Below are 26,559 nucleotides of genomic sequence, written 5' to 3' on the forward strand. Positions count from 1 at the left end.
GGAATTGGACAATAATACGTATAGAAAATCACACGGCGGAAAAGCGCTGTATAGGAGGATATAGATGAATTTGAACATTGATGTTGCAGAAGGGAACGAGAAATCTGTTGTAAAACTTTCAGGTGAAATTGATGCCTATACCGCGCCGAAGCTGAAAGAAAATTTATTGCCGCTGACAAAAAAAGAAGGGCATCAGACAGAAATTAATATGGAAGATGTACACTATATGGACAGTACGGGCCTGGGGATATTTATCAGTGCGTTAAAGTCAACGAATGAAAACGACAGTGATATGCGTTTGGTTGATTTGCAGGATCGCGTTTTACGATTATTCCGGATCACAGGCCTTGATGAATTAATCACGATTGATACTGCAATTCGAGGTGGAAATGAATAATGGAAAAATTTGATTTTGTGGAAATGAAAGTACCTGCCCAAGCAGAGTATGTTGGTGTTGTACGGCTCAGCGTTTCCGGGATTGCGAACCGGCAGGGTTTTGCATATGAAGCAATTGAGGATTTGAAGGTAGCTATTTCCGAGGCGATTACAAATGTTGTCGATCACGCCTATTATCAAGAGGACAACGGCGAAGTAACAATCGGGTTTGGTGTGTATGATGACCGACTGGAGGTTATGGTATCCGATCACGGAGACAGTTTTGATCTCAGTGAAATAAAGGAGGGGATCGGACCTTACGAGGGTACAGAGTCTGTCGAAAATTTGTCCGAGGGCGGCTTTGGCCTTTTCCTGATTGATGCATTAATGGATAAAGTAGAAATTAATAACAATCATGGTGTTGTCGTTCTAATGACGAAGTACCTTCATAAAGCAGAGGTGGGTCTTGATGACGACCAAATCTCAACAACCCAATAAGAATCAGGACGAAATTTATCAATGCATCGAAGACCTCCAGAAAGACCCGGAAAATGAGGCACTTCAGGAAACGATTGTACTGGCTTACTCGGATCTGGTTGAATCCATCGCCAGAAAGTATTCAAAAAACAGCAGTATACATGAAGACCTGACCCAAGTGGGCATGATTGGTCTGATTGCTGCTGTAAGACGGTATGATACATCATTTGGCAAATCATTTGAGTCATTCGCCATACCGACGATTATTGGTGAAATTAAACGGTTCATCCGTGATAAGACTTGGAGTGTCCATGTACCGCGGCGGATTAAGGAATTAGGTCCAAAAATCAGGAAAGCTGCGGACGAGCTGACGACGGAAAACCAGGATTCGCCGACCGTTCCGGAAATTGCGGATTATTTAAATGTCTCTGAAGAGGAAATACTTGAAACGATGGAGATGGGTAAAAGCTATAAAGCGCTGTCCGTCGACAGAAAAATTGAAGCCGATTCTGAAGGCAGCACTGTCGCCATTTTGGATTTGGTCGGCAACAGTGACAGCGGATATGACAATGTCGATCAGCGGATGCTGCTGGAAAAAATACTTCCTGTCCTGTCCGAGCGCGAACAGGAAATTTTGCGTTGCACTTATTTTGAACACATGAGCCAAAAAGAAACTGGGGAAAGGCTCGGGATTTCGCAGATGCATGTTTCAAGATTGCAGCGCCGTTCACTTCGAAAACTCCGCGAGGCACTCCAGAATGAAAGTACGGAGATTCTCGATTGAGGGAACACAATAAAGTAGAAACAGCTGTCTTCCAGAAGGCAAAAAAGAATCGGTATTATTGCGGTGACAGCTATTTCTACACAGAAACTGAAAATGAATATATTTGTGCTCTTGCGGATGGATTGGGCAGCGGCGAATTAGCAAAAGAGTCTTCTGAGGTTGTGATCGGTGTTATAAAGGATAACATTGATGCAACTGTTGAGCAGCTGATCAAAGAATGCAATCAGAAACTGTCAGGAAAGCGCGGAGCAGTCATTGGTATTTTGAGAATCGACTTCCGGGCGCATCAATATACATTTTCGTCGATTGGAAATATCGGTGTTTTAGCCATTAATGAGAATGGACGGAAGAAGCGTAACATTCCAAATACCGGTTATCTGGCCGGTTATCACAGACCATTTAAGGTTGTGACGGACGGACTTGAGCATGCAGCGCGATTTATTTTATTTTCTGATGGCGTCACTGATAAGGATTTATCACAGTGGTTTTTATTGAACAAAGATGTGTATCAGGTTGTTCAGATGTTTGCCGATTATACAGATAGTGTAACAAGAACAGATGATACAACATTAATCGCGATAAATTATCAAGGCTAAGATCGGCTTGGAATCGGCCGGTCTTTTTTTCTTTTGCGGGCTTTTTGGACAGTTACTACTTTCTTACTGTATAAGTGCAACTTAGGCTTTCGCCATAAACGCTTGGCGAAAAGCCAAGTTTTCTAATAGAATGAAGATGTTACATAAAGGATTGTCAGCTGAACGAGGAGGAACGAATGTGACAACTGAACTGGAACAATGGGTAGCAAATGAAACAGACGTGAAGCCTGCTACGGTGAAAAAAGTAATTGCCTTAATGGATGAAGGCAACACAGTACCATTCATTGCACGTTACCGGAAAGAAGCAACAGGCGGATTGGACGAGGTTCAGATCAAACTGATTCAGGATAAGTGGCAATATGCTGTGAATCTGGCTGAGCGAAAAGAAGAAGTCATCCGTCTGATCGATGAACAGGGAAAGCTCTCCGAAGAACTGCAGCAAGCGATCACAGTGGCCACACAATTGCAGCGAGTGGAGGATTTATACAGGCCATACAAACAGAAGCGCCGAACCAGGGCTGCAAAAGCGAAGGAAAAAGGGCTGGAACCTTTGGCAATACGTGTGTGGGAGCAAGAGACGAGCGATGTTTATGGAGTAGCAAAAGATTTCTTATCAGAGGAACATGAATTGAATACAATTGAAGATGTACTTATGGGTGTTAATGATATTATTGCTGAATGGATTTCAGACGATCCGGAATATCGTGATTACATTCGCGGGGAGACATTTAAGCGAGGCATGGTGCATGCAGAAGGTAAAGACACCGACAAAGACGAAAAAGGTATCTATGAAATGTACTATGCATATGATGAAGCTGTTCGTTCAATGGTCTCGCATCGTATTTTAGCTTTAAACCGTGGCGAAAAAGAGGATGTGCTGAAAGTTTCGGTTGAGCCGCCGACCGAGCGGATACTGGCGTATTTGCACCGTAAAGTCGTTACAAATAAGGCAAATCAAGAAACGGCAGGCATACTTAAGGAAGCAATCGAAGACAGTTTCAAGCGGCTGATCCAGCCAGCTGTGGAACGGGAAATCCGAAGCAGCTTAACGGAAAAAGCAGAAGAGCAGTCGATTGAAGTGTTTTCCAGGAATCTAAAAAACCTGTTGCTCCAACCGCCGTTAAAAGGAAAAATGGTGCTTGGTGTGGATCCGGCATACCGGACAGGATGCAAACTGGCTGTCGTTGACGAAACAGGCAAAGTACACAAAGTGGATGTTATGTATCCGACACCACCAAAGAAAGATACAGCTGGTTCCGAGCGAATTGTTCTGGAGTTTATCAATCAATTCAGTGTGGAGCTTATTGCTATCGGAAATGGGACAGCTTCAAGGGAGACCGAACAATTCATTTCCGATGTGATCGGAAAGCATTCCTTGGATGTTCCATATATTATTGTCAACGAAGCTGGAGCGAGTGTGTATTCTGCATCCAAGCTGGCCCGGGAGGAGTTCCCGGATCTACAGGTAGAGGAGCGAAGTGCTGCATCGATTGCCAGAAGGGTGCAGGATCCATTGGCTGAACTTGTCAAAATTGACCCGAAATCGATCGGTGTCGGTCAGTACCAGCATGATGTCAGCCAGAAGGCACTGAACGAATCCCTGACCTTTGTGGTGGAAACCGCTGTTAACCAGGTCGGGGTCAATGTCAACACGGCCTCACCTTCATTATTGCAGTATGTTGCCGGTTTAAGCAAAACAGTTGCCAATAATATCGTTACAAAACGGAATGAAGATGGAAAGTTCATCAACCGGAAGCAGCTTAAGAAAATTCCGCGCCTGGGCGATAAAACCTATGAGCAGGGAATTGGCTTTTTGCGCGTTGTCGAGGGTGAAAATCCGCTTGACCGGACTCCGATCCACCCTGAAAACTATGATCAAGTCGAACAGCTGTTGAAAGTGGTTGGATGTGATATGGGAGATGTCGGAAGCGATCAACTTCGTGAAAAACTGGAGACAGTGAATGTGAAAGATATGGCGGATGAATTGGACATTGGTGAGCCGACTCTGAGAGATATTATTGCAGCATTGAGCCGGCCTGAACGTGATCCGCGTGACGATCTACCAAAACCGCTGCTGAAACAAAATGTTTTATCGATGCAAGATTTACAGCCCGGCATGGAAATGCAGGGAACTGTCCGCAATGTTGTTGATTTCGGCGTATTTGTTGATATTGGCGTGAAACAGGATGGACTGGTTCATATCTCCAAAATGTCCAATCAATTTGTCAAACACCCAATGGATATCTCCTCGGTCGGTGATGTCGTCACTGTATGGGTGGAAAATGTCGATATTGACAAAGGACGTATTGCCCTTTCGATGGTTGAAAGCAAAAAAAGCTGATGATCATTCAAGATCATCAGCTTTTTTATTATATTCGATTATTTAACACTTGCTGGAACGGATAAGCCTAATTCTTCGGCAACCCGCTCTCCCCATTCAGGATCAGCTTTATAGAAATGCTCGATTTGACGCAGTTTAATGTCATCACGTGTAACCTGACGCATATGATCAGCGAAGTTTTTCACAAGACGGGATTTTTCATCTTCACTCATCAGACGATAAAGATCACCTGGCTGTGTATAATGATCTTGACTGTCATAGGCTACGCTGTCTGCAACACCTTCAACTTCAAATGGACTTACTTTTGATGCCGAATCTTCAACTGGTCCATCCACACTGTTTGGTTCATAAACCGGCTTTCCACCGCCATTGCCGTTAACAGCCATATAACCATCACGCTGATAATGGTTGACTTCTACTTTTGGACGGTTAACCGGAATCTGTTGGTGATTGACGCCCAAACGGTAACGTTGCGTATCGGAATAACTGAATAGACGGCCTTGCAGCATTTTATCCGGTGATGTTTCAATTCCGGGTACCAAGTTAGCTGGTGAAAGCGCAGACTGTTCCACATCAGCAAAGTGATTCTCAGGGTTGCGATTCAATACCATTTTTCCAACTTCGATACGTGGATAATCTTTTTTGGATACTGTTTTGGTAATATCAAAAATATCCCATTTATACGTTTTATAATCCTCGTAAGGAATGATTTGAACGTATAGTGTCCAGGAAGGATAGTCACCATTCTCAATGGCGTTGTATAAATCCTCCCGATGATAATCCGGTTGTTCACCGGCAAGCTTTTCGGCCACGTCAGGATCAAGGCCTTTAACACCCTGATCACTAATGAAGCTGTATGTTATCCAGAACGCTTCACCTTGATCATTCACCCATTTATAGGTATGGCTTCCATACCCATTCATGTGACGGTAAGTTGCAGGAATCCCGCGGTCACCATGCAAATATGTGATCTGATGGAGTGACTCCGGTGATAATGACCAGAAATCCCAGACCGCATCTTTGTCTTTCAACCCTGTACGCGGATTGCGCTTTTGTGTATGGATAAAATCAGGGAACTTCATGGCATCGCGGACAAAGAAAACAGGTGTGTTATTGCCAACCAGGTCGTAGTTTCCTTCATCAGTGTAGAATTTCAAAGCGAAACCGCGCGGATCTCGTTCAGTATCAGCAGCACCCAGTTCGCCGGCAACCGTTGAAAAACGGGCAAACATTTCTGTGCGCTTTCCTTTTTCACTGAGGAAGTCAGCCTTTGTATATTTGGAAATCTCATCGTTTGTTACTTCGAAATACCCGAATGCGCCTGAGCCCTTAGCATGAACAACACGTTCAGGAATACGTTCTCTGTCAAAATGAGCCATTTTTTCTAAAAAGTGAACGTCTTGAATTAAAGTTGGACCTCTTTCGCCTGCCGTGATAGAATTCTGATTATCACCTACAGGAGCACCAGAGGCAGTAGTCATTCTTTTCTTTTCGTTACTCACTACCTGAACACCTCTCCTTATAGAATCATTTTGTACATAATCTATTATAATACAAATCTATCAAAAATCAATCTTTATTTAAAATTATTGTAAATAAGCGGTTCAGCAAAACGGTCATTTAATATCTGCTAAGGCTGTGGTAGAATATTATTGATTAGCCTGTGAGGATGATATTCATGAGTCTGCTAGATGAAAAAGATCTAAATGAAATTGTGCATGAGATATCAATGAGGTTTTTCGGCAAACCTTTTTATGATAATGCAATTTATAATCACCGGCTCAGAACAACCGGCGGACGGTATATTCCCGCTAAACGAACGATCGAAATGAATCCTAAATATACATCTGAGTTTGACGATGAGGAGCTTATTGGTATTATTAAGCATGAGCTGTGTCATTATCACCTTCATGTAGAAGGAAAAGGGTTCAGACATGGTGACAGGGATTTCAAAAACCTTCTAAAGGCGACCGGGTCGCCCAGGCATTGTTCACCGCTGCCATCAGCTGAAAAGCGCTTCAAGCATATTTACATATGCAAAAATTGCGGCCATGTATACCGGCGTGTCCGCAGAGTGAACCTGGCCAAATACCGCTGTGGAAAATGCAGAGGGGAATTGGTTAGAGACAATAAAAAAGGCTGAAAATGATTTGTTTAATAAATGGCTGTCAGAGATGTTGACGAAAGCTATCTCGCATGTTAAATTAAGTAAGCCTTAATAAATGAGGATATACAGACAGAAATTTTGATGCAACAGCTCTCAAAAAACTTTCGTGAATGATGTTGACATTGATGCTTATCTGTTGTATTATATTTTTCGTCGCAGTTAAACTGCACTTTAATGATGTGATGTGATTTAAAGAGTGCGCATCACCAGACTGATGTGGTTTAGGACAAGCATGTTGGCTTATACTTCCTTTAAAAAGCGTACTTTTAAGTTGTTCATTTCGGAATATTCCACAGTAGCTCAGTGGTAGAGCAATCGGCTGTTAACCGATCCGTCGCAGGTTCGAGTCCTGCCTGTGGAGCCATTATCTGGAGAAGTACTCAAGTGGCTGAAGAGGCGCCCCTGCTAAGGGTGTAGGTCGTGTGAACGGCGCGAGGGTTCAAATCCCTCCTTCTCCGCCATTTCATGGCCCGTTGGTCAAGCGGTTAAGACACCGCCCTTTCACGGCGGTAACACGGGTTCGAGTCCCGTACGGGTCATTCCTTGCTTTTTCAACTAAAACGGTTGGGTCCGGTAGTTCAGCTGGTTAGAATGCCTGCCTGTCACGCAGGAGGTCGCGGGTTCGAGTCCCGTCCGGACCGCCATTCGTTGGGCTATAGCCAAGCGGTAAGGCATCGGGTTTTGATCCCGTGATTCGCTGGTTCGAATCCAGCTAGCCCAGCCATTTTCTGTGCAAGATAACTTGAAAAAGAGTATCCATATATTTAGGCAAAACTCCTTATAACTGAACATGAGCCATTAGCTCAGCTGGCAGAGCATCTGACTTTTAATCAGAGGGTCGGAGGTTCGAATCCTCCATGGCTCACCACTCGTTGCGGATGTGGCGGAATTGGCAGACGCGCTAGACCCAGGATCTAGTGTCTTACGACGTGGGGGTTCGACTCCCTCCATCCGCATTTTTATCACTTATATTGCTGTGGGACTCACGGCATTTTATTTTGCTTAAATACGCGGTCGTGGCGGAATGGCAGACGCGCTAGGTTGAGGGCCTAGTGGGAGTTTATCCCGTGGAGGTTCAAGTCCTCTCGGCCGCATAAAAATTGTTGACAAATCATCATTTTCCTGATATATTGAAAGATGTCGCTTTAAAGCGCCCGTAGCTCAATTGGATAGAGCGTCTGACTACGGATCAGAAGGTTAGGGGTTCGACTCCTCTCGGGCGCGCCATATTAACGGGAAGTAGCTCAGCTTGGCAGAGCACATGGTTTGGGACCATGGGGTCGCAGGTTCAAATCCTGTCTTCCCGACCATCGAAAATTTATAAAGCTATTAACGTAATCTTTGCGGGTGTAGTTTAGTGGTAAAACCTCAGCCTTCCAAGCTGATGTCGTGGGTTCGATTCCCATCACCCGCTCCATTTGCGGGCCTGTAGCTCAGTCGGTCAGAGCGCACGCCTGATAAGCGTGAGGTCGGTGGTTCGAGTCCACCCAGGCCCATTTTGCTCCTTGAAAACTGAACAAAACAACCAGTATGACAAAGATGTCAGAGGTAAGAGGTCGGAAGCCGGAACTTGGTTTTGGCAGAAGACCAATGAAACCCTGTATCAATTTTTGAAGCAAAGCCATGAAAGAGATTGATCGGTGTCAATCTCCTAACAAACTTTATTGGAGAGTTTGATCTTGGCTCAGGACGAACGCTGGCGGCGTGCCTAATACATGCAAGTCGAGCGCGGGAAGCAGGTAATCGCCCTTCGGGGCGAGCGCCTGTGGAACGAGCGGCGGACGGGTGAGTAACACGTGGGCAACCTGCCTGTAAGACTGGGATAACTCCGGGAAACCGGGGCTAATACCGGATAATACACAGCATCGCATGGCGCCGTGTTGAAAGGCGGCTTTTAGCTGTCACTTACAGATGGGCCCGCGGCGCATTAGTTAGTTGGTAAGGTCAAAGCTTACCAAGGCGACGATGCGTAGCCGACCTGAGAGGGTGATCGGCCACACTGGGACTGAGACACGGCCCAGACTCCTACGGGAGGCAGCAGTAGGGAATCATCCGCAATGGACGAAAGTCTGACGGTGCAACGCCGCGTGAGTGATGAAGGTTTTCGGATCGTAAAGCTCTGTTGTCAGGGAAGAACACGTGCTGCTCGAAGAGGGCAGCGCCTTGACGGTACCTGACCAGAAAGCCCCGGCTAACTACGTGCCAGCAGCCGCGGTAATACGTAGGGGGCAAGCGTTGTCCGGAATTATTGGGCGTAAAGCGCACGCAGGCGGTCTTTTAAGTCTGATGTGAAATCCCGCGGCTCAACCGCGGGCGGTCATTGGAAACTGGAGGACTTGAGTGCAGAAGAGGAGAGTGGAATTCCACGTGTAGCGGTGAAATGCGTAGAGATGTGGAGGAACACCAGTGGCGAAGGCGACTCTCTGGTCTGTAACTGACGCTGAGGTGCGAAAGCATGGGTAGCGAACAGGATTAGATACCCTGGTAGTCCATGCCGTAAACGTTGAGTGCTAGGTGTTAGGGGGTTTCCACCCCTTTGTGCTGAAGTTAACGCATTAAGCACTCCGCCTGGGGATTACGGCCGCAAGGCTGAAACTCAAAAGAATTGACGGGGGCCCGCACAAGCGGTGGAGCATGTGGTTTAATTCGAAGCAACGCGAAGAACCTTACCAGGTCTTGACATCCTCTGATGGCGGTAGAGATACCGTGTTCCCTTCGGGGACAGAGTGACAGGTGGTGCATGGTTGTCGTCAGCTCGTGTCGTGAGATGTTGGGTTAAGTCCCGTAACGAGCGCAACCCTTGATCTTAGTTGCCAGCATTCAGTTGGGCACTCTAAGGTGACTGCCGGTGACAAACCGGAGGAAGGCGGGGATGACGTCAAATCATCATGCCCCTTATGACCTGGGCTACACACGTGCTACAATGGATGGAACAAAGGGCAGCGAAGCCGTGAGGTGAAGCAAATCCCATAAAACCATTCCCAGTTCGGATTGCAGGCTGCAACTCGCCTGTATGAAGCCGGAATCGCTAGTAATCGCGGATCAGAATGCCGCGGTGAATACGTTCCCGGGCCTTGTACACACCGCCCGTCACACCACGAGAGTTGGCAACACCCGAAGTCGGTGAGGTAACCTTAGGGAGCCAGCCGCCGAAGGTGGGGCCAATGATTGGGGTGAAGTCGTAACAAGGTAGCCGTATCGGAAGGTGCGGCTGGATCACCTCCTTTCTAAGGATTATGAGAAAGCGTAGGCGCCTGTTTATCAATTTGATAGGCGCCGGAGCTGGATTATACGGAACATACTGGGTTGTTTGGTTCAGTTTTGAGGGAGCAAATCTCTCAGTTGTACCTTGAAAACTAAATAAGAGCAAAGACATTCAATGCGATAAGCGAGACGCGTTCATCAGATGGACGCATGAATTAGTTAAGTGAAGAAGGGCGCACGGTGAATGCCTTGGCACCAGGAGCCGAAGAAGGACGGGACTAACACCGATATGCCCCGGGGAGTCGTAAGTAGACTGAGATCCGGGGATTTCCGAATGGGGCAACCCGCTGTCCGTAATGGGGCAGCGCCTGTGTCTGAATCAATAGGGCACAAGCGGCAGACCCGGGGAACTGAAACATCTCAGTACCCGGTGGAAAAGAAAGCAAATGCGATTTCCCGAGTAGCGGCGAGCGAAACGGAAGCAGCCCAAACCGGAAAGCTGAGCTTTCCGGGGTTGGAGGACACTCCATTGGAGTTATCAAGAAACGTCTTAGACGAATCGATCTGGAATGATCAGCCACAGAAGGTAAGAGCCCTGTAGTCGAAAAGAGGTTTCCTCCGGAGTGGATCCTGAGTACGGCGGAACACGAGGAATTCCGTCGGAATCCGGGAGGACCATCTCCCAAGGCTAAATACTCCCTGGTGACCGATAGTGAACCAGTACCGTGAGGGAAAGGTGAAAAGCACCCCGGAAGGGGAGTGAAAGAGAACCTGAAACCGTGTGCCTACAAGTAGTCGGAGCCCGTTAATGGGTGACGGCGTACCTTTTGTAGAATGGACCGGCGAGTTGCGATCATATGCAAGGTTAAGTGGCAGACACGGAGCCGCAGCGAAAGCGAGTCTGAAGAGGGCGTTAAGAGTATATGGTCGCAGACCCGAAACCGTGTGATCTACCCATGTCCAGGGTGAAGGTCAGGTAACACTGACTGGAGGCCCGAACCCACGTATGCTGAAAAATGCGGGGATGAGGTGTGGGTAGGGGTGAAATGCCAATCGAACACGGAGATAGCTGGTTCTCTCCGAAATAGCTTTAGGGCTAGCCTCAAGGTATGCGTGCTGGAGGTAGAGCACTGATTGGACTAGGGGCCCTCACCGGGTTACCGAATTCAGTCAAACTCCGAATGCCAGAGATGCAAGCCTTGGGAGTCAGACTATGGGTGATAAGGTTCATAGTCGAAAGGGAAACAGCCCAGACCGCCAGCTAAGGTCCCTAAGTATACGTTAAGTGGAAAAGGATGTGGAGTTGCCCAGACAACCAGTATGTTGGCTTAGAAGCAGCCATCATTTAAAGAGTGCGTAATAGCTCACTGGTCGAGTGACTCTGCGCCGAAAATGTACCGGGGCTAAACGTATCACCGAAGCTGCGGATTGTTCTGACGAACAATGGTAGGAGAGCGTTCCAAATGCAGCGAAGTCAGACCGTGAGGACTGGTGGAGCGTTTGGAAGTGAGAATGCCGGTATAAGTAGCGAGAAAAGAGTGAGAATCTCTTTCACCGAAAGCCTAAGGTTTCCTGAGGAAGGCTCGTCCGCTCAGGGTTAGTCGGGACCTAAGCCGAGGCCGAAAGGCGTAGGCGATGGCCAACAGGCAGATATTCCTGTACCACCTCGTGAGCGTTTGAACGATGGGGGGACGCAGCAGGATAAGGAAAGCGCACTGTCGGATAGGTGCGCCCAAGCAGTGAGGAAGTCGGACAGGCAAATCCGTCCGATGATTTCTGAGCTGTGACGGGGAGGGAAAATGAGTACCGAAGTTCCTGATTCCACACTGCCAAGAAAAGCCTCTAGTGAGTTCACAGGTGCCCGTACCGCAAACCGACACAGGCAGGCAAGGAGAGAATCCTAAGGTGATCGGGAGAACTCTCGTTAAGGAACTCGGCAAAATGACCCCGTAACCTCGGGAGAAGGGGTGCTCAGACCGAGTCTGAGCCGCAGTGAATAGGCCCAAGCGACTGTTTAGCAAAAACACAGGTCTCTGCGAAGCCGAAAGGCGAAGTATAGGGGCTGACACCTGCCCGGTGCTGGAAGGTTAAGGGGAAGCGTTAGCGCCTTCGGGCGCGAAGCGGCGAACCGAAGCCCCAGTAAACGGCGGCCGTAACTATAACGGTCCTAAGGTAGCGAAATTCCTTGTCGGGTAAGTTCCGACCCGCACGAAAGGTGCAACGACTTGGGCACTGTCTCAACGAGAGACCCGGTGAAATTATACTATGCGTGAAGATGCGCATTACCCGCGACAGGACGGAAAGACCCCGTGGAGCTTTACTGTAGCCTGATATTGAATGTTGGTACAGCTTGTACAGGATAGGTGGGAGCCGTGGAAACGTGAGCGCCAGCTTACGTGGAGGCATCCGTGGGATACCACCCTGGCTGTACGGACATTCTAACCCAGGACCGTTAGCCGGTCCGGAGACAGTGTCAGGTGGGCAGTTTGACTGGGGCGGTCGCCTCCCAAAAGGTAACGGAGGCGCCCAAAGGTTCCCTCAGAATGGTTGGAAATCATTCGCAGAGTGCAAAGGCAGAAGGGAGCTTGACTGCGAGACTCACAAGTCGAGCAGGGACGAAAGTCGGGCTTAGTGATCCGGTGGTTCCGCATGGAAGGGCCATCGCTCAACGGATAAAAGCTACCCCGGGGATAACAGGCTTATCTCCCCCAAGAGTTCACATCGACGGGGAGGTTTGGCACCTCGATGTCGGCTCATCGCATCCTGGGGCTGTAGTCGGTCCCAAGGGTTGGGCTGTTCGCCCATTAAAGCGGTACGCGAGCTGGGTTCAGAACGTCGTGAGACAGTTCGGTCCCTATCCGTCGTGGGCATTGGAAGTCTGAGAGGAGCTGTCCTTAGTACGAGAGGACCGGGATGGACACACCGCTGGTGTACCAGTTGTTCCGCCAGGAGCACAGCTGGGTAGCTACGTGTGGTCAGGATAAGTGCTGAAAGCATCTAAGCATGAAGCCCCCCTCAAGATGAAACTTCCCATCACGTCAAGTGAGTAAGATCCCTCAGAGACGATGAGGTAGATAGGTCCGAGGTGGAAGCGTGGTGACACGTGGAGCTGACGGATACTAATCGATCGAGGACTTAACTAACTTACTTGACATTGAATGGCGCTCTTATTTAGTTTTCAGGGTATAAAGCAAAAGCGTAAGCGCCCGGTTAGCGATGTACGGACTGGACTGAACCGCAGAAGATAAAGAAAACTCTTTGGGAGCGAAAGTGAATCGATGTTGCCTTATCGTACGGAGGTGAGGGAAGTCGCGCTGGACGCTGAAGCTGGATGTGGCTTGTCCTGTGAAAGTATGATACAAAGCCAATTTTATATGTCTTTCATTAAAAAAATCCTTGCATTTTTCACTAAAAATGCCTATAATAATTCTTGTGTCTAATAGCATGCTTTTTTACATCGCGGGGTGGAGCAGTCTGGTAGCTCGTCGGGCTCATAACCCGAAGGTCGCAAGTTCGAATCTTGCCCCCGCAACCAAATTATTCAATTCACTGCGTCGAATAATCATCGATGCTAATTGAAAATCAGTAGTGCTGTAAAATGCAATCAAAATACTTCAACTAGCTTTCCCAAATATACTTCTGTGTTAGTTGAGAGGCAGTAGTGTTATAAAGTTCAACTAAAAGGTCCGGTAGTTCAGCTGGTTAGAATGCCTGCCTGTCACGCAGGAGGTCGCGGGTTCGAGTCCCGTCCGGACCGCCATTTTAAGCTAATAAATCTCTGTATGAAACATAAGTTTTATCATTAAAATATATAATATTGAATGACCGTTTTCTTTACTGTGAAAACGGTCATTGTTGTATTTCAGTGAAAAATTGATTTTCAAAATGAACAACGCAATACAACGATAGGATGCCGTCAAATTTCCTTTTTAATTGGTTTTTGCTATTATAAAATATAATGACAGATGAATTTGGTGGTAAAATGGATGAGTTTGCATTTATTGACGCGATAAAACAACACACCTATAAACAACCTTCACTTATTAAAGGTGTTGGCGATGATGCGGCAGTCTTTCGACAGCCCACACATGATATTGTCACTGCTGTCGATACTTTTGTTGAAGATGTGCATTTTTCCAGATCCACAATGAACCCGTTTCATATTGGTTACCGGACACTTGCAGCCAATATCAGTGATTTGTCTGCCATGGGAGCTGTTCCGGCGTTTTATCTTGTATCAATCGTTATACCGGCATCGTGGAATGGGGAAGAGCTGAATGGCATATATCAGGGAATGGCGGAGTTAAGCAGCATTTATAAGATGGACTTAATCGGCGGAGATACGGTATCAGGTAAAGAACTGGCGTTAACCATAACGGTATTTGGCTATGTCGGCCGGAGCAAAGCCAGATATAGAAGTGTGGCCAAACCTGATGACGTTGTATTTGCGACCGGGACTTTAGGCGATTCGGCTGCTGGTTTTTTTATGCTGAATAATCCTGGTGAGTACATTGATAAGGCATTTTATTATCATAGACACTGGATGCCATCCATTAAGGCTGAATTTGCCAGTGAACTGGAATTTCTGCCAAGATTAGCTTTGAATGATATTAGTGATGGGATAGCTAATGAAGCAATTGAAATTGCTGAAGCCTCGCAAGTCCATTTGACCATTTATGAAGAAAGACTTCCCGTCAGTGCGCATTTTGATCAATTTAATGAAGACCGGCAATTAAAATGGAAATTGTTTGGCGGAGAAGACTTTGAATTGATCGGCACTGTCCCGGCCAGTAGCTGGGAAGACGTCAAGCGGGCCGCTGAGTTAACGCAAACAAGGGTCACTGAAATCGGGTATGTTGAAAGCGTTGAGCGTTCTAGTCCTGAGGTATATTTGATTGACCGCGGCCGGACGAAAAAGCGATTAGAGAAAAAAGGCTATACCCACCTAAAGCAGGTGAAAAAATGAGTGAATATCAAATCGAAACACATTCTGAATTGGAAACGAAACATGCAGCCGAGCAGCTGGGCTTATTTTTAAAACCGGGGGATGTTATCATACTGGAAGGTGACCTTGGATCCGGTAAAACTACCTTTGCCAAAGGACTTGCTGCTGGGCTTGGTGTTAAACGTGTTGTCAACAGCCCCACATTCACCATTATTAAGGAATATCAGGGGGAACTTCCTTTCTATCACATGGATGTTTATCGACTGGAAGATTCCGATGAAGATATTGGTTTTGAAGAATATTTTAATGGTGAGGGTGTATGCCTTGTTGAGTGGGCACACTTCATCAGCGAATTTCTCCCTTCTGAGTACCTAAAGATCAACATATCGTACACCGATGAACATACCCGCCTATTGGAATTTCTTCCAAAGGGTGTACATTTTGACACAGTTGCATCTGAATTACTTGGTGCACTGTAAGGAGTTTCTGTCATGAATATACTTGCAATCGATACATCGAATCAAATACTGGGTGTAGCCTTACTGAAAGACAGTCAGTTAATCGGCAATATTACGACGAATATAAAAAAGAATCATTCGGTACGGTTAATGCCGGCCATCAATCAATTAATGCATGAAGTAGCCATGACGCCGGCAGAATTGGACAAGATTGTAGTTGCCAAGGGCCCCGGTTCCTATACTGGTGTGCGAATCGGTCTGACAACGGCAAAATCGATGGCATGGTCGCTGGATATACCGGTCGTCGGGGTGTCCAGTCTTGAAGCACTTGCCTGGCAGGGGCGGTTTTACAATTCCTATGTATGCCCATTTTTTGATGCACGCCGGGGATTGGTCTTTACGGGGCTGTATCAAACGAAAAATAACAAGCTTGAATCAGTTAATGATGAACGGAATGTGTTGATGGAAGAATGGTTGAAAGAACTGGCTGAGACAACGAAGGAAGTTCTTTTTTTAAGTCCGGATATAACAAAGCATGAGGAATTGATTCTGACTTATTTAGGTGACAGGGCGATTATTCCGGAAGGTCCGTTCCACATGGCTGATCCGTCTCACTTAGCGTTTGCCGGCTTACATACTCAGCCGTACAGTACACACGGCTTAACCCCAAATTATTTGCGGCTGGCAGAGGCAGAAGCAAAATGGCTGAAAAAGGAAAACAAGAAAAATGGCTGAGGTCGTTATACGGCAGATGAAACTGTCCGACGTTGATGCGGTGCTGGAGGTCGAGAAAAATACCTTTTTGGCACCGTGGCCAAGGGACATTATTGTGCAGGAACTGACTGATAATGATTTTGCGAATTATTATGTCCTTTTAATCGATCATCAATTGGTCGGTTATGCAGGAATGTGGCATGTGATTGACGATGCGCAGGTGACCAGTATCGCGGTCACGCCTGAGTTTCGGGGACGAAAATTGGGCGAAACGCTCTTTCTACACTTATTGGAACAAGCGATACAGATGAGGGCGAAGCGACTGTCGCTTGAAGTCCGTGTTTCCAATACTGTTGCACAGCGGATGTATCGAAAATTTGGGCTTGTTCCCGGAGGCATTCGCGAAAATTATTATACGGACAACCAGGAGGATGCCATTGTGATGTGGGTGAATTTATCATGAAAAGGGACAACTATATTCTCGGAATTGAAACAAGCTGTGATGAAACAGCTGTTGCCATTGTTAAAAACGGCAGGGAGATTATCTCCAACGTGGTAGCCTCGCAAATTGACAGCCATAAGCGATTTGGCGGTGTTGTTCCAGAAGTTGCATCACGCCATCATGTCGAGCAAATCACAATTGTCTTGGAAGAAGCATTTAAAGAAGCTAATATGACATGGGAGCAAGTTGATGCGATTTCTGTCACAGAAGGGCCGGGGCTCGTCGGTGCGCTGTTAGTAGGCGTTAATGCAGGCAAGGCATTGGCATTTGCCAAACAGAAACCATTGGTAGGTGTTCATCATATTGCCGGACATATTTACGCGAACCGATTTGAACGCGAATTCGAATTTCCGCTTCTGGCCCTGATTGTCTCCGGTGGTCATACGGAACTTGTCTTGATGAACGAGCATGGATCATATGAATTAATCGGTGAGACACGTGATGATGCAGCAGGTGAGGCGTATGATAAAGTTGCCCGCATGCTGGAACTGCCATACCCCGGAGGCCCGCAGATTGACCGATTGGCTGCGGAAGGGGAAGAATCGATCGAGTTTCCGCGGGCATGGCTCGAGAACGACAGTTTTGACTTCAGTTTCAGCGGCCTGAAATCGTCAGTTATCAACACAATCCACAATGCCACGCAGCGCGGAGAGTCACTGAACAAGGAAGATATTGCAGCCAGTTTCCAAGCCAGCGTTGTGGATGTGCTGACCGCCAAAACGTACAAAGCTGCTCAAAAGTATAATGTAAGACAAGTGATTGTCGCAGGCGGTGTTGCGGCTAATCAGGGGCTGCGGAAAGCGCTGGAAACCAAATTCGGTAGCACGCATAGTCCTTTGCTGATTCCGCCGATCAATTTGTGCACAGATAATGCAGCCATGATTGCGGCAGCAGGATTTGTTGCCTACAAACAGGGAGAACGATCCGGCTGGGATTTAAATGCAAATCCATCGCTGGTGCTTAATTAATATCCACATGCTTATTCACAGCAATGTGGATATTTTTTGTGGAATCCAAACTGTCCGCTAATGATAATGTGGATGAATTCTGTGGATAACTGCGCCGTTGTTTGTGGAAAGTGTGCATAACCCTGTTGAGAATGCTGGTTAGGGCGTTGATTTGTGTGTATAATTGTGACTAAATATTAACAGAAGGAAAATGCAGTGTTGGGGGTGAATTTCGCATAAATACCCGATTCATTCAACTTACAATCAGCGGGTAAGGAGAATCCCCACTGATTGAAGTTTCATTCTATTTATTCTAGCGCTTGTGATAAATCTTCTTTGAGATCATCCACATGCTCGAGTCCGATCGATAGACGCAGGAGATTAGGCGGGGCCATCGTTGTGCTTCCTTCAACTGAAGCACGATGCTCAATGAGACTGTGCGTTCCACCGAGACTTGTAGCACGGATAAACAGCTGTACCTTTGCAGCAACAGCCATTGCCTCATCCTGACCGCCTTTTACCTGAAAGGACAGCATACCGCCAAATGAATCCATTTGCCGTTCTGCAGTCTGATGTCCCGGATGATCAACAAGACCGGGATAATGAACGGCTTCAACATTCGGATGATGCTTTAGGAAATCCGCAATGGCCGATGTATTTGAACAGTGTGTTGCCATACGCTGGGCAAGCGATTGTACACCGCGCAGAGCAAGCCAGCACTCGAATGGAGAAGGCACAGCACCTTTCGAATGTTGCCAGGCCCGGAGATTGGCAAGCATTGGGCTATCGGATTTTGCGATAGCCGCACCAATCATTAAATCACTATGGCCACCGATGTATTTCGTCACTGCATGGAGCGAGAAGTCAACCCCAAGACTGAGAGGACGCTGCAGAACAGGAGTAGCCCACGTATTGTCAACGACAGTATAAGCTCCTGCCTCTTGCGCTATCTTTGCCACTGCTTCAATATCAGTAACCTTTAGAAGTGGATTAGAAGGTGTCTCAATCCAAACCAGACCGGTTGGAGCTTTATTTATAGCTTTCTCAACATTATTGAGATCTGTCATGTCTACCATTTCAATATCGAAATTGGATCCGATATCCGTATCTGAAAGAAGGGAGCGAACCCCATAATACATATCGCTTGGCATAATCACCCGGCGCGGTTTATCGGCAGGAAGGGCTTCGATTAATGATGTGATGGCTGCCATCCCTGATGCGAAAGCAACGCAATCATGCCCATCCTCGAGCGATGTGAGGCAGTCTTCCAGAGCATGGCGATTTGGGTTACTTTCACGGCTGTATACGAATTCATTTGGATAAGACCCATCTGCAGCTCGTTCGAATGTTGTAGAGAGATGGATTGGCATGGTCACCGAGCTGGTTGATTTGTCAATCGAACGCCCGGAGTGAATGGCTTTTGTTTCAAAACGCATAAAAATTCCCCGCTTTCAAAATGATTGGTTAGCCCAACAGGTTACATTATTCCTGCAGTGACGCCCATTCTTCCATTAATTGTTCAACTTTCTGCTTTAATTCGCTCGTTTGATTCGTGAGCTCAAGTGATTTTTCGTGATCCTCATAAACTTCCGGCTTGGTCATTTTTTGTTCAAGTGCTGCCAGTTCCGCTTCCTGCCGTTCAATGGATTCTTCGAGCTCACTTATCCGGCGCTCTTTTCTTCGCCTCTCCCGCTGGAGCTGCTTATCTTCCCGGAACTTCGCCTTTCCTTGTCCTTCAGATTTTACCGTTTCTTCTTTATGGAGCAGCCTTTCAATTTCAGCTTCTTCTTGCTTCTTCTCAATGTAATAGTCATAGTCACCAAGATAGGCAGTGGCTCCGTTGCGCTGCATTTCCACCACTTTATCAGCAATTTTGTTGATGAAATAGCGGTCGTGCGACACAAATATAATCGTTCCCGGAAAGTCCATCATAGCAGCTTCAAGAACCTCTTTACTGTCGATATCCAAATGGTTGGTCGGCTCGTCCAGCACAAGTAAATTGGCATTTTGCATCATGAGCTTAGACAGCGACAGACGTGCCTTTTCGCCTCCGCTTAGTGAGTAGACAAGTTTTTTGACATCTTCTCCGGAAAATAGAAAGTTCCCTAATACGGTCCGGATATCCTTCTCATCAACGTCAGGGTAGTCATCCCAAAGTTCATCCAAAACGGTCTTGGCCGAATTCAGCAGCTGCTGTTCCTGGTCGTAATAGCCGATTTGGACATTGGTGCCGATCTTGATTGATCCTGACTCCGGTTGCAGCCGGCCCAGAATTGTCTTTAATAATGTTGTTTTTCCGACTCCGTTTGGACCAACCAGAGCAATCCGCTCACCGCGGTTCACATGCATCGTTACATTGGAGAATACTGGTTCGTTATCATATTGAAAGGCAAGCTGATCAACTTTCAGCACATCATTTCCGCTTGGCCGGTTAACACCGAATGAAAATGAAGCTGATTTTTCATCACCTTTTGGCTTGTCCAGTTTTTCCATTTTTGCGAGCTGCTTGCGCCTGCTTTGGGCACGCTTGGTTGTCGAGGCACGGGCAATGTTCTTTTGTATGAAGAATTCCATTCGCTTAATCTCAGTTTGCTGCTTCTCATATTCCTTTAATTCTTTCTCGTAATCCAGCGCCCGCTGTTTTAAATAGTAGCTATAGTTACCGTTATATTTTTTCGATTGATGCCGGCTTATTTCATAGACAGTCGATACGGTTTTATCAAGGAAATAGCGGTCGTGCGATACAATCGTAACGGCGCCGGGATAACTGATCAGGTAATTTTCGAGCCATGCCATGGTATCGATATCAAGATGGTTCGTCGGCTCATCCAAAATTAACAGTTCCGGCTTCTTCAATAACAGTTTCCCGAGCGCCAGACGGGTCTTTTGCCCGCCGCTCAACTCATTGATTGGTGTGTTGTAATCATAGTCTTGAAAATTCAACCCGGTGAGGACAGCCTTTATATCTGCCTCATACCGGTATCCTCCACCTGCGTCGAAAGCTTGCTGTTTTCGGTCATAATCCAGCAGAAGCTGTTCATAATCGGCAGCCGACAGCGATTCAGCCTGGGCCATTTTTTCTTCTAATTGGCGCAGTTCTCGCTGTTGTTTGAGCAAGTTGGCAAATACCGTGGTCATCTCATCCCAGATCGTTTTGTCAGACTCAAGACTGGTGTGCTGGGTCAGGTAACCGATGGAAAGGCCTTTTGGCTTGAAGACCTCCCCTTCATCGTAAGAAAGCTCTCCTGCCATAATTTTTAAAACCGTTGACTTTCCGGCGCCATTTCGGCCGACAATCGCGATCCGGTCGTTTGTGTTTATTTCAAGTTTAACATTGGCTAGTATTTCTTCGGCTCCGAATGACTTGGATACGTCATTGAGCTGCATTAGTATCATTGCTGTTCACTCCTCCATCCAAGTGTACCTTATTCCGATTTGGAAGGGCAATCATATTGTGAACTTTATCACGATTTATCAATTTTTTTCTGATAGAATAGGGGTAAGGCAGAAATGGTTGAATGGGGATGAGAATATGTCAGATTTCACACATTTTAATGAACAGGGCAGGGCAAGAATGGTTGATATTAGTGAAAAGGGTGAAACCGAACGTACTGCCACAGCTGCCTCGAGTATCCAGCTGACAAAAGAAATCTATGAAAAAATCGCATCCAATACCATGAAAAAAGGAGACGTTCTTGCAGTTGCACAAGTAGCAGGGATCATGGCTGCCAAAAACACATCAGACTGGATTCCCATGTGTCATCCGCTGCAATTAAAAGGAACCGATATTTCATTTAACTGGAAAATCGCTGGCGGTATATATGAACTGCAGATTGAAGTATCGGTCAAAACAAAAGGGGCGACTGGTGTGGAGATGGAGGCGTTGACAGCAGCCTCAGCAACAGCGCTGACCATATATGATATGTGTAAGGCACTTGATAAAGGCATGATTATCGGCCAGACCTATTTAGTGGCCAAAACCGGTGGTAAATCGGGTGACTACCTGCGGGATGCCAAGGAAGATGACAGTGAATCAAAATAAAATACCACAGCTGCCGCTATATCACAGGTTTTAAATAACCTGAACCACCAGATTATTAAAAAGAAGCAGTGCATCATAGCAAGCACTACTTCTTTTTGTTATGTTTCTTTATTTTGGAATGGATCATAAACATGCGTATACTGACACCAAAGTCGAGTGTGGCAAAGAAGGCGAGCAGCATGGTAAGGAAATTCCAGATTGTCTCGTCCGCACTCAAGATGGCTACATAGGTGAATAAAATGCCCAGCAGGAAGTAAATAATCCCCAATATTTTTGGTGATATTTTCATAAAAAATTAGCCTCCAATAAGTATCATCTGCATTTGTTCCAGCTGTTTCATCATCTGTTCAATCCTTTCCGGATCAAGTAATAACTGGATGATAACGGATATGGAGTTCATGACCATGTGCGCAATAATAGGCACGATAATACGCTTCGTTTTTACATAAAGAAATGCAAATACAAAACCAATGGAAGCATATATCAGGATATGTTCAGGCTCTCCGTGTATAATCCCAAAAACGAATGCGGAAATGGCAGCTGCCAGAAAAAAGCCCATTCGTTTGTAAAGTTCGCCGAAGATGATTTTGCGGAAAACAATCTCTTCTAGAATTGGTGCCACAATCGCTGTAACGATTACGAAGAAGGGCACTGTCCGGGTGATATCCATAATCATTTGCGTGTTCTCCGAGCCGGGTGTTATACCTAATACGTAGGTTTCAATCATGGTGGCTATATAGTTGGCAAAATACGCCATGAACAGACCAGCAATAGACCACAGCACGATTTCGCCGGCTGATGCAGCATTGCGATGCGGCGTTGTTTTCATATCAGGGCGCAGGAGCAATAGCACAATGGCAAGCGCGGCAATAAAACTAAAAATGGACCAGTAAATTGATGCTTGCATCTGCCCGAGAGGTGTCAACAGATACAGAAGCGGTGCAAACACAAACCCCGAAAATTGCATAATAATGTACGTTATAACCACATACCAGTAACGTTTCGCCAAAATTTAACGACTCCTTTAATGCTTGGTTTATATAGTATATGTATTACATTAGAATCTAAAAATTACAATCTACATTTTAGCATAAATAGTATATGCATTTATAATGTAACGGGCTGATAGAGGGTTACTTGTAAAATTGAAAAAATCACGGACGAAAATGCTTGCATTTTATTAATGAATTATTTATTATAATAATTGGAATTAGCACTCGATGCTTTGGAGTGCTAACAAGATCCTTCAAATACATGAAAAGGGAACTAAGGAGGTTGTCGGCATGATTAAACCACTAGGAGATCGTGTTGTAATTGAACTTGTGGAGCAAGAGGAAACAACAGCAAGCGGCATTGTTCTTCCGGATTCCGCACAGGAAAAGCCCCAGGAAGGCACTGTTGTTGCAGTAGGTTCCGGACGCGCAGCAGACAATGGTGAAAAAGTTGCGCTTGAAGTTAAAGAAGGAGATCGTGTCATTTACTCAAAATTCGCCGGAACAGAAGTGAGTTACTCCGGAAATGATTACTTAATTCTGCGTGAAAACGACATTTTGGCTGTAGTGGAATAACCTATAGCTGAATCAATGTCAGGACATAGATAAACTTTCGAGGAGGCGTTTTAAATGGCTAAAGAACTAAAATTTAGTGAAGAAGGCCGCCGTGCCATGTTGCGTGGTGTTGATACACTGGCAGATGCGGTTAAAGTAACATTGGGACCAAAAGGCCGTAATGTTGTATTGGATAAAAAATTCGGTTCACCGCTAATCACTAATGATGGTGTAACGATTGCCAAAGAAATCGAACTGGAAGATCATTTTGAAAACATGGGTGCACAGCTCGTGTCCGAAGTTGCATCCAAAACAAACGACGTTGCCGGTGACGGTACAACAACTGCGACCGTCCTTGCACAGGCTATGATCCGTGAGGGCCTTAAAAACGTTGCATCCGGTGCTAACCCAGTAGGTGTCCGTCGTGGTATCGAACAAGCCGTCGAATCAGCTGTTAACGAGTTGAAAGGTATTTCTGAGCCGATTGAAGGCAGAGAATCCATTTCCCAGGTTGCAGCTATCTCTTCCGGCGATGATGAAGTCGGTAACCTGATTGCAGAAGCGATGGAACGTGTCGGCAATGACGGTGTTATTACAATCGAAGAATCAAAAGGCTTCAATACTGAACTTGAAGTTGTTGAAGGTATGCAATTCGACCGCGGGTATGCTTCCCCGTACATGGTAACTGACCAGGATAAAATGGAAGCAGAACTTGAAGATCCGTACGTCCTGATTACTGATAAGAAGATCGGCAATATCCAGGAAGTATTGCCTGTACTGGAGCAGGTTGTTCAACAGGGCAAGCCAATTTTGATCATCGCTGAAGATGTTGAAGGCGAAGCTCTCGCAACACTGGTTGTCAACAAACTGCGCGGCACATTCAACGCAGTAGCCGTTAAAGCACCAGGATTCGGTGACCGCCGTAAAGCAATGCTTGAAGACATTGCAACATTAACAGGCGCTGAAGTTATCACAGAAGACCTTGGTCTTGAGCTGAAGAACGCTACAATGGAACAGCTTGGCCGTGCTAACAAAATCGTTGTGACAAAAGACAACACAACCATTGTTGAGGGTGCTGGCAACCCTGAAGCCATCTCCCAGCGTGTTTCACAGGTCCGTGCACAAGCTGAAGAGACAACTTCTGAATTTGACAAAGAAAAACTACAGGAACGTCTTGCAAAAATGGCAGGCGGTGTAGCGGTCATTAAAGTCGGTGCAGCAACTGAAACCGAACTGAAAGAACGTAAGCTCCGTATTGAGGATGCGTTAAACTCTACACGCGCTGCCGTTGAGGAAGGTCTTGTTTCCGGCGGTGGAACAGCATATATCAATGCTCTTTCAAAAATCGGCGAACTCAACCTGACCGATGATGAAGCAACAGGTGCCAACATTGTACTGCGTGCACTTGAAGAACCAATTCGTCAGATCGCACACAACTCTGGTCTTGAAGGCTCCATCGTCGTTGAGCGTCTGAAAGGCGAGGAAGTCGGCATCGGCTTCAACGCAGCAAACGGCGAATGGGTTAATATGGTTGACGCGGGAATCGTTGACCCGACAAAAGTTACCCGTTCAGCGCTGCAAAACGCTGCTTCCGTTGCAGCGATGTTCCTAACAACCGAAGCAGTCGTTGCTGACCATCCAGAAGAAAGTGATGGCGGCGGCGGTGCACCTGACATGGGTGGCATGGGCGGAATGGGCGGCATGATGTAATAGTCGCTCTATAAATACTGCCAAATCAACGATCGTGAGGTTTATAAAGGTGCTTGATTTCTGGAAACCTCACATCAGCCTCACATTTTTATAAATTTATGTTTGAAAGGGCGTTTTCGTATAAGTTGCTAACTTTTGCGGAAGCGTCTTTTTTCATTTTTTTGGTCACATGAGTGTAGATTTTTAATGTCGTTTGCGGGTCGTCGTGTCCTACCCGTTCCATAACAGTTGCAAGGTCAACACCAGCTTCAGCAAGCATACTTATATGTGTATGCCGAAAGATGTGTGGTGTCGCTTTTTTTTCGATATTTGTGTATTCCAACAGTCTGGACATTCTGGTCACAATGTTCTTTTGTATATATGGATATCCATTCACCCGGCAAAAAACAAAGTTGCCATCATGCTCCAATTCACTGCGATATTTCATTTTGATCTTTTTCTGACGTCTGTAATGTGATTTAATGAGTTGCATGATTTTGTTATCCATTTCAAATGAGCGTATAGACCCATTTGTCTTTGGTGGTGTCAATTCATATTTGCGCATATTGTTATCTTCATTATATAATGTTTTCGTAATGCGGATAGCGTTAGTGTCAAAGTCAATGTCAGACCATTTTAAAGCACATAACTCCCCTGAGCGCATACCAGAAAAAGCTAAAAGGTAGAAACGTTCAATATCCAATTCCTGCCCATGTTGTAAAACAGCATTTAAAAACTCATTTAATTCATCGTTTGTTAAAAACCTCTGTTCAATTGGTTCTAATTCGATTTCCTCAACTGTTTTTCGCTTCTTTGGTATAACAACGTCCCGGTTCGGACTTTCTTTAATCAGCCTGTCTTTTACGGCATGTTGAAATATCATGCCGGCTGATGTATTCACCCCTTGAACTGTTGTCCGAGCATAATCGGGCGAAATGTCATTGATGAATTTTTGGTACATGGAGTATGTGATGTTTGCAATTGGTGTTTTGGCCATATGCCGGTTTAAGATTGCAACCTCTTTTTCCCGGATTCGGACAGTGCTTCTTTTGATACCTGTCTGTTTATATACATTCATCCAAGCAGATGCAACTTGATCGAATGTGATGTGTTTTCCAGAATTTTCATCGATTTTATCTTCATCAATTGACCGTACGGCGTCTTGGACACGCTTTTTAGCTTCTCGTTGTGTCTTAGCTCGTCGCGTTATTTGTTTACGTCTACCAGTAGCAGGGTCTCTGGGACCATCAGCAACACACTCCCATTTAACTTGTCCAGATTTAGTTTTGATTTTCTTACAATACATGATTCATGCCCTCCTTGTATAGTTTATTTTGGTACATCTCTAAGCGTCTCACGGCAAAATCATGTTCCACGTTAAATAGATTCATAATATCATATACTGTTAGATTTTCTATTTTCTGCAACATGAAGGTTGGCACACAGAAATGGTAAGCAAAATGATTGGCTTGCCATTCCTGCATGTCTAAAAACAAACAATGCAAAGTTAGATGATTTCCACAATGCCTCAAATAATGACCAACTTCGTGACCAAATAACTGCCACTCTCGCTGTCTTGTCGATTTTTGGATTACTAAGTCATTTCCGAAACGGAGACTGAATTTGCCGTAATAAATATTTAAATTGAGTCTCTTAGCAATATTATCAATTGTTAATTGTTCTGGTCTATTGATACGGAGAAACTTGTACAAATTCTGTATATAGTCTTCAAGATGAGTATTAATATAACAACCCTCCATCGGAACATTTG

The 26,559-nt window shown here is 45.8% G+C and carries 21 protein-coding genes, 14 tRNA genes and 2 rRNA genes; 30 read left to right on the forward strand and 7 right to left on the reverse strand.

Going from position 1 to position 26,559, the window contains the following annotated elements:
* The first annotated feature begins 64 nt into the window (after window positions 1-64).
* From ON01_RS02370 to ON01_RS02390, 5 genes are all read left to right on the forward strand, one after another.
* On the forward strand, window positions 65-397 hold the full coding sequence (locus ON01_RS02370; protein WP_010529415.1) for an STAS domain-containing protein: 333 nt from the start codon (window positions 65-67) through the stop codon (window positions 395-397).
* Window positions 397-873, forward strand: coding sequence for an anti-sigma B factor RsbW (gene rsbW, locus ON01_RS02375; protein ID WP_010529416.1), 477 nt, complete (start codon window positions 397-399; stop codon window positions 871-873). The genes ON01_RS02370 and rsbW overlap by 1 nt, the downstream gene beginning before the upstream one ends.
* A complete protein-coding gene (sigB, locus tag ON01_RS02380) occupies window positions 845-1,636 on the forward strand; it encodes an RNA polymerase sigma factor SigB (RefSeq protein WP_010529417.1) in 792 nt (263 codons plus the stop codon). Before rsbW ends, sigB begins: the two co-directional genes overlap by 29 nt.
* Window positions 1,633-2,232 (forward strand): SpoIIE family protein phosphatase, encoded by a 600-nt coding sequence (locus ON01_RS02385; RefSeq protein WP_010529418.1) that lies wholly within the window; start codon window positions 1,633-1,635, stop codon window positions 2,230-2,232. The genes sigB and ON01_RS02385 overlap by 4 nt, the downstream gene beginning before the upstream one ends.
* Before the next feature lie 136 nt (window positions 2,233-2,368).
* Window positions 2,369-4,573: a Tex family protein gene (locus ON01_RS02390; RefSeq protein WP_050901092.1), complete on the forward strand. Its 2,205-nt coding sequence runs from the start codon at window positions 2,369-2,371 to the stop codon at window positions 4,571-4,573.
* Between the two features lie 38 nt (window positions 4,574-4,611).
* On the opposite strand, the gene ON01_RS02395 is transcribed toward ON01_RS02390, so the two are convergent.
* Entirely contained in the window at window positions 4,612-6,054 is a 1,443-nt protein-coding gene (locus ON01_RS02395) for a catalase (protein WP_175284922.1), read from the reverse strand.
* A gap of 197 nt (window positions 6,055-6,251) precedes the next feature.
* Between ON01_RS02395 and ON01_RS02400 the strand changes: the two genes are divergently transcribed.
* From ON01_RS02400 to tsaD, 22 genes are all read left to right on the forward strand, one after another.
* Complete coding sequence (locus ON01_RS02400; protein WP_010529421.1) at window positions 6,252-6,716, forward strand: SprT family protein; 465 nt, start codon at window positions 6,252-6,254, stop codon at window positions 6,714-6,716.
* A 313-nt stretch (window positions 6,717-7,029) separates the two neighbouring features.
* A tRNA-Asn gene (locus ON01_RS02405) sits at window positions 7,030-7,104 on the forward strand.
* A 6-nt stretch (window positions 7,105-7,110) separates the two neighbouring features.
* A tRNA-Ser gene (locus ON01_RS02410) sits at window positions 7,111-7,201 on the forward strand.
* A gap of 6 nt (window positions 7,202-7,207) precedes the next feature.
* Window positions 7,208-7,279 (forward strand) — tRNA-Glu (locus ON01_RS02415).
* A gap of 28 nt (window positions 7,280-7,307) precedes the next feature.
* Window positions 7,308-7,384 (forward strand) — tRNA-Asp (locus tag ON01_RS02420).
* 5 nt (window positions 7,385-7,389) lie between these two features.
* A tRNA-Gln gene (locus ON01_RS02425) sits at window positions 7,390-7,464 on the forward strand.
* 68 nt (window positions 7,465-7,532) lie between these two features.
* Window positions 7,533-7,608, forward strand: a tRNA-Lys gene (locus ON01_RS02430).
* Between the two features lie 6 nt (window positions 7,609-7,614).
* Window positions 7,615-7,696 (forward strand) — tRNA-Leu (locus tag ON01_RS02435).
* A gap of 54 nt (window positions 7,697-7,750) precedes the next feature.
* Window positions 7,751-7,834: transfer RNA gene (locus ON01_RS02440), tRNA-Leu, on the forward strand.
* 56 nt (window positions 7,835-7,890) lie between these two features.
* A tRNA-Arg gene (locus tag ON01_RS02445) sits at window positions 7,891-7,967 on the forward strand.
* A 6-nt stretch (window positions 7,968-7,973) separates the two neighbouring features.
* A tRNA-Pro gene (locus ON01_RS02450) sits at window positions 7,974-8,050 on the forward strand.
* Window positions 8,051-8,083: 33 nt separating this feature from the next.
* Window positions 8,084-8,157, forward strand: a tRNA-Gly gene (locus ON01_RS02455).
* 5 nt (window positions 8,158-8,162) lie between these two features.
* Window positions 8,163-8,236: transfer RNA gene (locus ON01_RS02460), tRNA-Ile, on the forward strand.
* 165 nt (window positions 8,237-8,401) lie between these two features.
* Window positions 8,402-9,967 (forward strand): 16S ribosomal RNA (locus ON01_RS02465).
* 194 nt (window positions 9,968-10,161) lie between these two features.
* Window positions 10,162-13,087: ribosomal RNA gene (locus ON01_RS02470) — 23S ribosomal RNA — on the forward strand.
* The 16S and 23S rRNA genes sit together here with 14 tRNA genes alongside, the layout of an rRNA operon.
* Before the next feature lie 315 nt (window positions 13,088-13,402).
* Window positions 13,403-13,479, forward strand: a tRNA-Met gene (locus ON01_RS02475).
* 148 nt (window positions 13,480-13,627) lie between these two features.
* A tRNA-Asp gene (locus ON01_RS02480) sits at window positions 13,628-13,704 on the forward strand.
* 222 nt (window positions 13,705-13,926) lie between these two features.
* Window positions 13,927-14,910: a thiamine-phosphate kinase gene (gene thiL, locus ON01_RS02485; protein WP_010529422.1), complete on the forward strand. Its 984-nt coding sequence runs from the start codon at window positions 13,927-13,929 to the stop codon at window positions 14,908-14,910.
* Window positions 14,907-15,368: a tRNA (adenosine(37)-N6)-threonylcarbamoyltransferase complex ATPase subunit type 1 TsaE gene (gene tsaE, locus ON01_RS02490; protein WP_010529423.1), complete on the forward strand. Its 462-nt coding sequence runs from the start codon at window positions 14,907-14,909 to the stop codon at window positions 15,366-15,368. Before thiL ends, tsaE begins: the two co-directional genes overlap by 4 nt.
* A 12-nt stretch (window positions 15,369-15,380) precedes the next feature.
* Window positions 15,381-16,082 (forward strand): tRNA (adenosine(37)-N6)-threonylcarbamoyltransferase complex dimerization subunit type 1 TsaB, encoded by a 702-nt coding sequence (gene tsaB / locus ON01_RS02495; protein ID WP_010529424.1) that lies wholly within the window; start codon window positions 15,381-15,383, stop codon window positions 16,080-16,082.
* A complete protein-coding gene (gene rimI, locus ON01_RS02500; protein WP_010529425.1) occupies window positions 16,075-16,524 on the forward strand; it encodes a ribosomal protein S18-alanine N-acetyltransferase in 450 nt (149 codons plus the stop codon). The genes tsaB and rimI overlap by 8 nt, the downstream gene beginning before the upstream one ends.
* The gene (gene tsaD / locus ON01_RS02505; RefSeq protein ID WP_010529426.1) at window positions 16,521-17,531 is read left to right on the forward strand and encodes a tRNA (adenosine(37)-N6)-threonylcarbamoyltransferase complex transferase subunit TsaD; all 1,011 of its coding nucleotides are present in this window, start codon (window positions 16,521-16,523) and stop codon (window positions 17,529-17,531) included. Before rimI ends, tsaD begins: the two co-directional genes overlap by 4 nt.
* Before the next feature lie 287 nt (window positions 17,532-17,818).
* Here tsaD and ON01_RS02510 read toward each other — a convergent pair whose 3' ends face one another.
* A complete protein-coding gene (locus ON01_RS02510; RefSeq protein WP_010529427.1) occupies window positions 17,819-18,946 on the reverse strand; it encodes a trans-sulfuration enzyme family protein in 1,128 nt (375 codons plus the stop codon).
* Window positions 18,947-18,992: 46 nt separating this feature from the next.
* A complete protein-coding gene (locus ON01_RS02515) occupies window positions 18,993-20,906 on the reverse strand; it encodes an ABC-F family ATP-binding cassette domain-containing protein (protein ID WP_010529428.1) in 1,914 nt (637 codons plus the stop codon).
* Between the two features lie 136 nt (window positions 20,907-21,042).
* Between ON01_RS02515 and moaC the strand changes: the two genes are divergently transcribed.
* Window positions 21,043-21,552: a cyclic pyranopterin monophosphate synthase MoaC gene (moaC, locus tag ON01_RS02520; RefSeq protein ID WP_010529429.1), complete on the forward strand. Its 510-nt coding sequence runs from the start codon at window positions 21,043-21,045 to the stop codon at window positions 21,550-21,552.
* An 85-nt stretch (window positions 21,553-21,637) separates the two neighbouring features.
* Here moaC and ON01_RS02525 read toward each other — a convergent pair whose 3' ends face one another.
* Together ON01_RS02525 and ON01_RS02530 are read right to left on the reverse strand one after the other, a co-directional pair.
* Window positions 21,638-21,841: a YdiK family protein gene (locus ON01_RS02525; RefSeq protein WP_010529430.1), complete on the reverse strand. Its 204-nt coding sequence runs from the start codon at window positions 21,839-21,841 to the stop codon at window positions 21,638-21,640.
* Window positions 21,842-21,847: 6 nt separating this feature from the next.
* Window positions 21,848-22,561, reverse strand: a complete 714-nt coding sequence (locus ON01_RS02530; RefSeq protein ID WP_010529431.1) for a CPBP family intramembrane glutamic endopeptidase — start codon at window positions 22,559-22,561, stop codon at window positions 21,848-21,850.
* Between the two features lie 274 nt (window positions 22,562-22,835).
* On the opposite strand from ON01_RS02530, the gene groES reads away from it, so the two are divergent.
* Window positions 22,836-23,120 carry a co-chaperone GroES gene (gene groES, locus ON01_RS02535; protein ID WP_010529432.1) on the forward strand — a complete coding sequence of 95 codons (285 nt, stop codon included), beginning with the start codon at window positions 22,836-22,838 and terminating at the stop codon, window positions 23,118-23,120.
* 54 nt (window positions 23,121-23,174) lie between these two features.
* Window positions 23,175-24,809 (forward strand): chaperonin GroEL, encoded by a 1,635-nt coding sequence (gene groL, locus ON01_RS02540; RefSeq protein WP_010529433.1) that lies wholly within the window; start codon window positions 23,175-23,177, stop codon window positions 24,807-24,809.
* 88 nt (window positions 24,810-24,897) lie between these two features.
* Here the strand turns inward: groL and ON01_RS02545 are convergent, their stop codons facing one another.
* Both ON01_RS02545 and ON01_RS02550 read right to left on the reverse strand, forming a co-directional pair.
* Window positions 24,898-26,094: a site-specific integrase gene (locus ON01_RS02545; protein ID WP_010529434.1), complete on the reverse strand. Its 1,197-nt coding sequence runs from the start codon at window positions 26,092-26,094 to the stop codon at window positions 24,898-24,900.
* Window positions 26,084-26,548, reverse strand: a complete 465-nt coding sequence (locus ON01_RS02550) for an ImmA/IrrE family metallo-endopeptidase (protein ID WP_010529435.1) — start codon at window positions 26,546-26,548, stop codon at window positions 26,084-26,086. The genes ON01_RS02545 and ON01_RS02550 overlap by 11 nt, the downstream gene beginning before the upstream one ends.
* Window positions 26,549-26,559 lie beyond the last annotated feature (11 nt).

Origin of the sequence: Lentibacillus jeotgali, from assembly GCF_000224785.1 — a bacterium.
GTDB lineage: Bacteria > Bacillota > Bacilli > Bacillales > Amphibacillaceae > Lentibacillus > Lentibacillus jeotgali.

Bases quoted from the DNA above. Each gene is read 5' to 3' on its own strand.
- ON01_RS02370 (WP_010529415.1), top strand. From the start codon at position 65: ATGAATTTGAACATTGATGTTGCAGAAGGGAACGAGAAATCTGTTGTA.
- rsbW (WP_010529416.1), top strand. From the start codon at position 397: ATGGAAAAATTTGATTTTGTGGAAATGAAAGTACCTGCCCAAGCAGAG.
- sigB (WP_010529417.1), top strand. From the start codon at position 845: ATGACGACCAAATCTCAACAACCCAATAAGAATCAGGACGAAATTTAT.
- ON01_RS02390 (WP_050901092.1), top strand. From the start codon at position 2,369: ATGTTACATAAAGGATTGTCAGCTGAACGAGGAGGAACGAATGTGACA.
- ON01_RS02395 (WP_175284922.1), bottom strand. From the start codon at position 6,054: ATGACTACTGCCTCTGGTGCTCCTGTAGGTGATAATCAGAATTCTATC.
- ON01_RS02400 (WP_010529421.1), top strand. From the start codon at position 6,252: ATGAGTCTGCTAGATGAAAAAGATCTAAATGAAATTGTGCATGAGATA.
- thiL (WP_010529422.1), top strand. From the start codon at position 13,927: ATGGATGAGTTTGCATTTATTGACGCGATAAAACAACACACCTATAAA.
- tsaE (WP_010529423.1), top strand. From the start codon at position 14,907: ATGAGTGAATATCAAATCGAAACACATTCTGAATTGGAAACGAAACAT.
- tsaB (WP_010529424.1), top strand. From the start codon at position 15,381: ATGAATATACTTGCAATCGATACATCGAATCAAATACTGGGTGTAGCC.
- rimI (WP_010529425.1), top strand. From the start codon at position 16,075: ATGGCTGAGGTCGTTATACGGCAGATGAAACTGTCCGACGTTGATGCG.
- tsaD (WP_010529426.1), top strand. From the start codon at position 16,521: ATGAAAAGGGACAACTATATTCTCGGAATTGAAACAAGCTGTGATGAA.
- ON01_RS02510 (WP_010529427.1), bottom strand. From the start codon at position 18,946: ATGCGTTTTGAAACAAAAGCCATTCACTCCGGGCGTTCGATTGACAAA.
- ON01_RS02515 (WP_010529428.1), bottom strand. From the start codon at position 20,906: ATGATACTAATGCAGCTCAATGACGTATCCAAGTCATTCGGAGCCGAA.
- moaC (WP_010529429.1), top strand. From the start codon at position 21,043: ATGTCAGATTTCACACATTTTAATGAACAGGGCAGGGCAAGAATGGTT.
- ON01_RS02525 (WP_010529430.1), bottom strand. From the start codon at position 21,841: ATGAAAATATCACCAAAAATATTGGGGATTATTTACTTCCTGCTGGGC.
- groES (WP_010529432.1), top strand. From the start codon at position 22,836: ATGATTAAACCACTAGGAGATCGTGTTGTAATTGAACTTGTGGAGCAA.
- groL (WP_010529433.1), top strand. From the start codon at position 23,175: ATGGCTAAAGAACTAAAATTTAGTGAAGAAGGCCGCCGTGCCATGTTG.
- ON01_RS02545 (WP_010529434.1), bottom strand. From the start codon at position 26,094: ATGTATTGTAAGAAAATCAAAACTAAATCTGGACAAGTTAAATGGGAG.
- ON01_RS02550 (WP_010529435.1), bottom strand. From the start codon at position 26,548: ATGGAGGGTTGTTATATTAATACTCATCTTGAAGACTATATACAGAAT.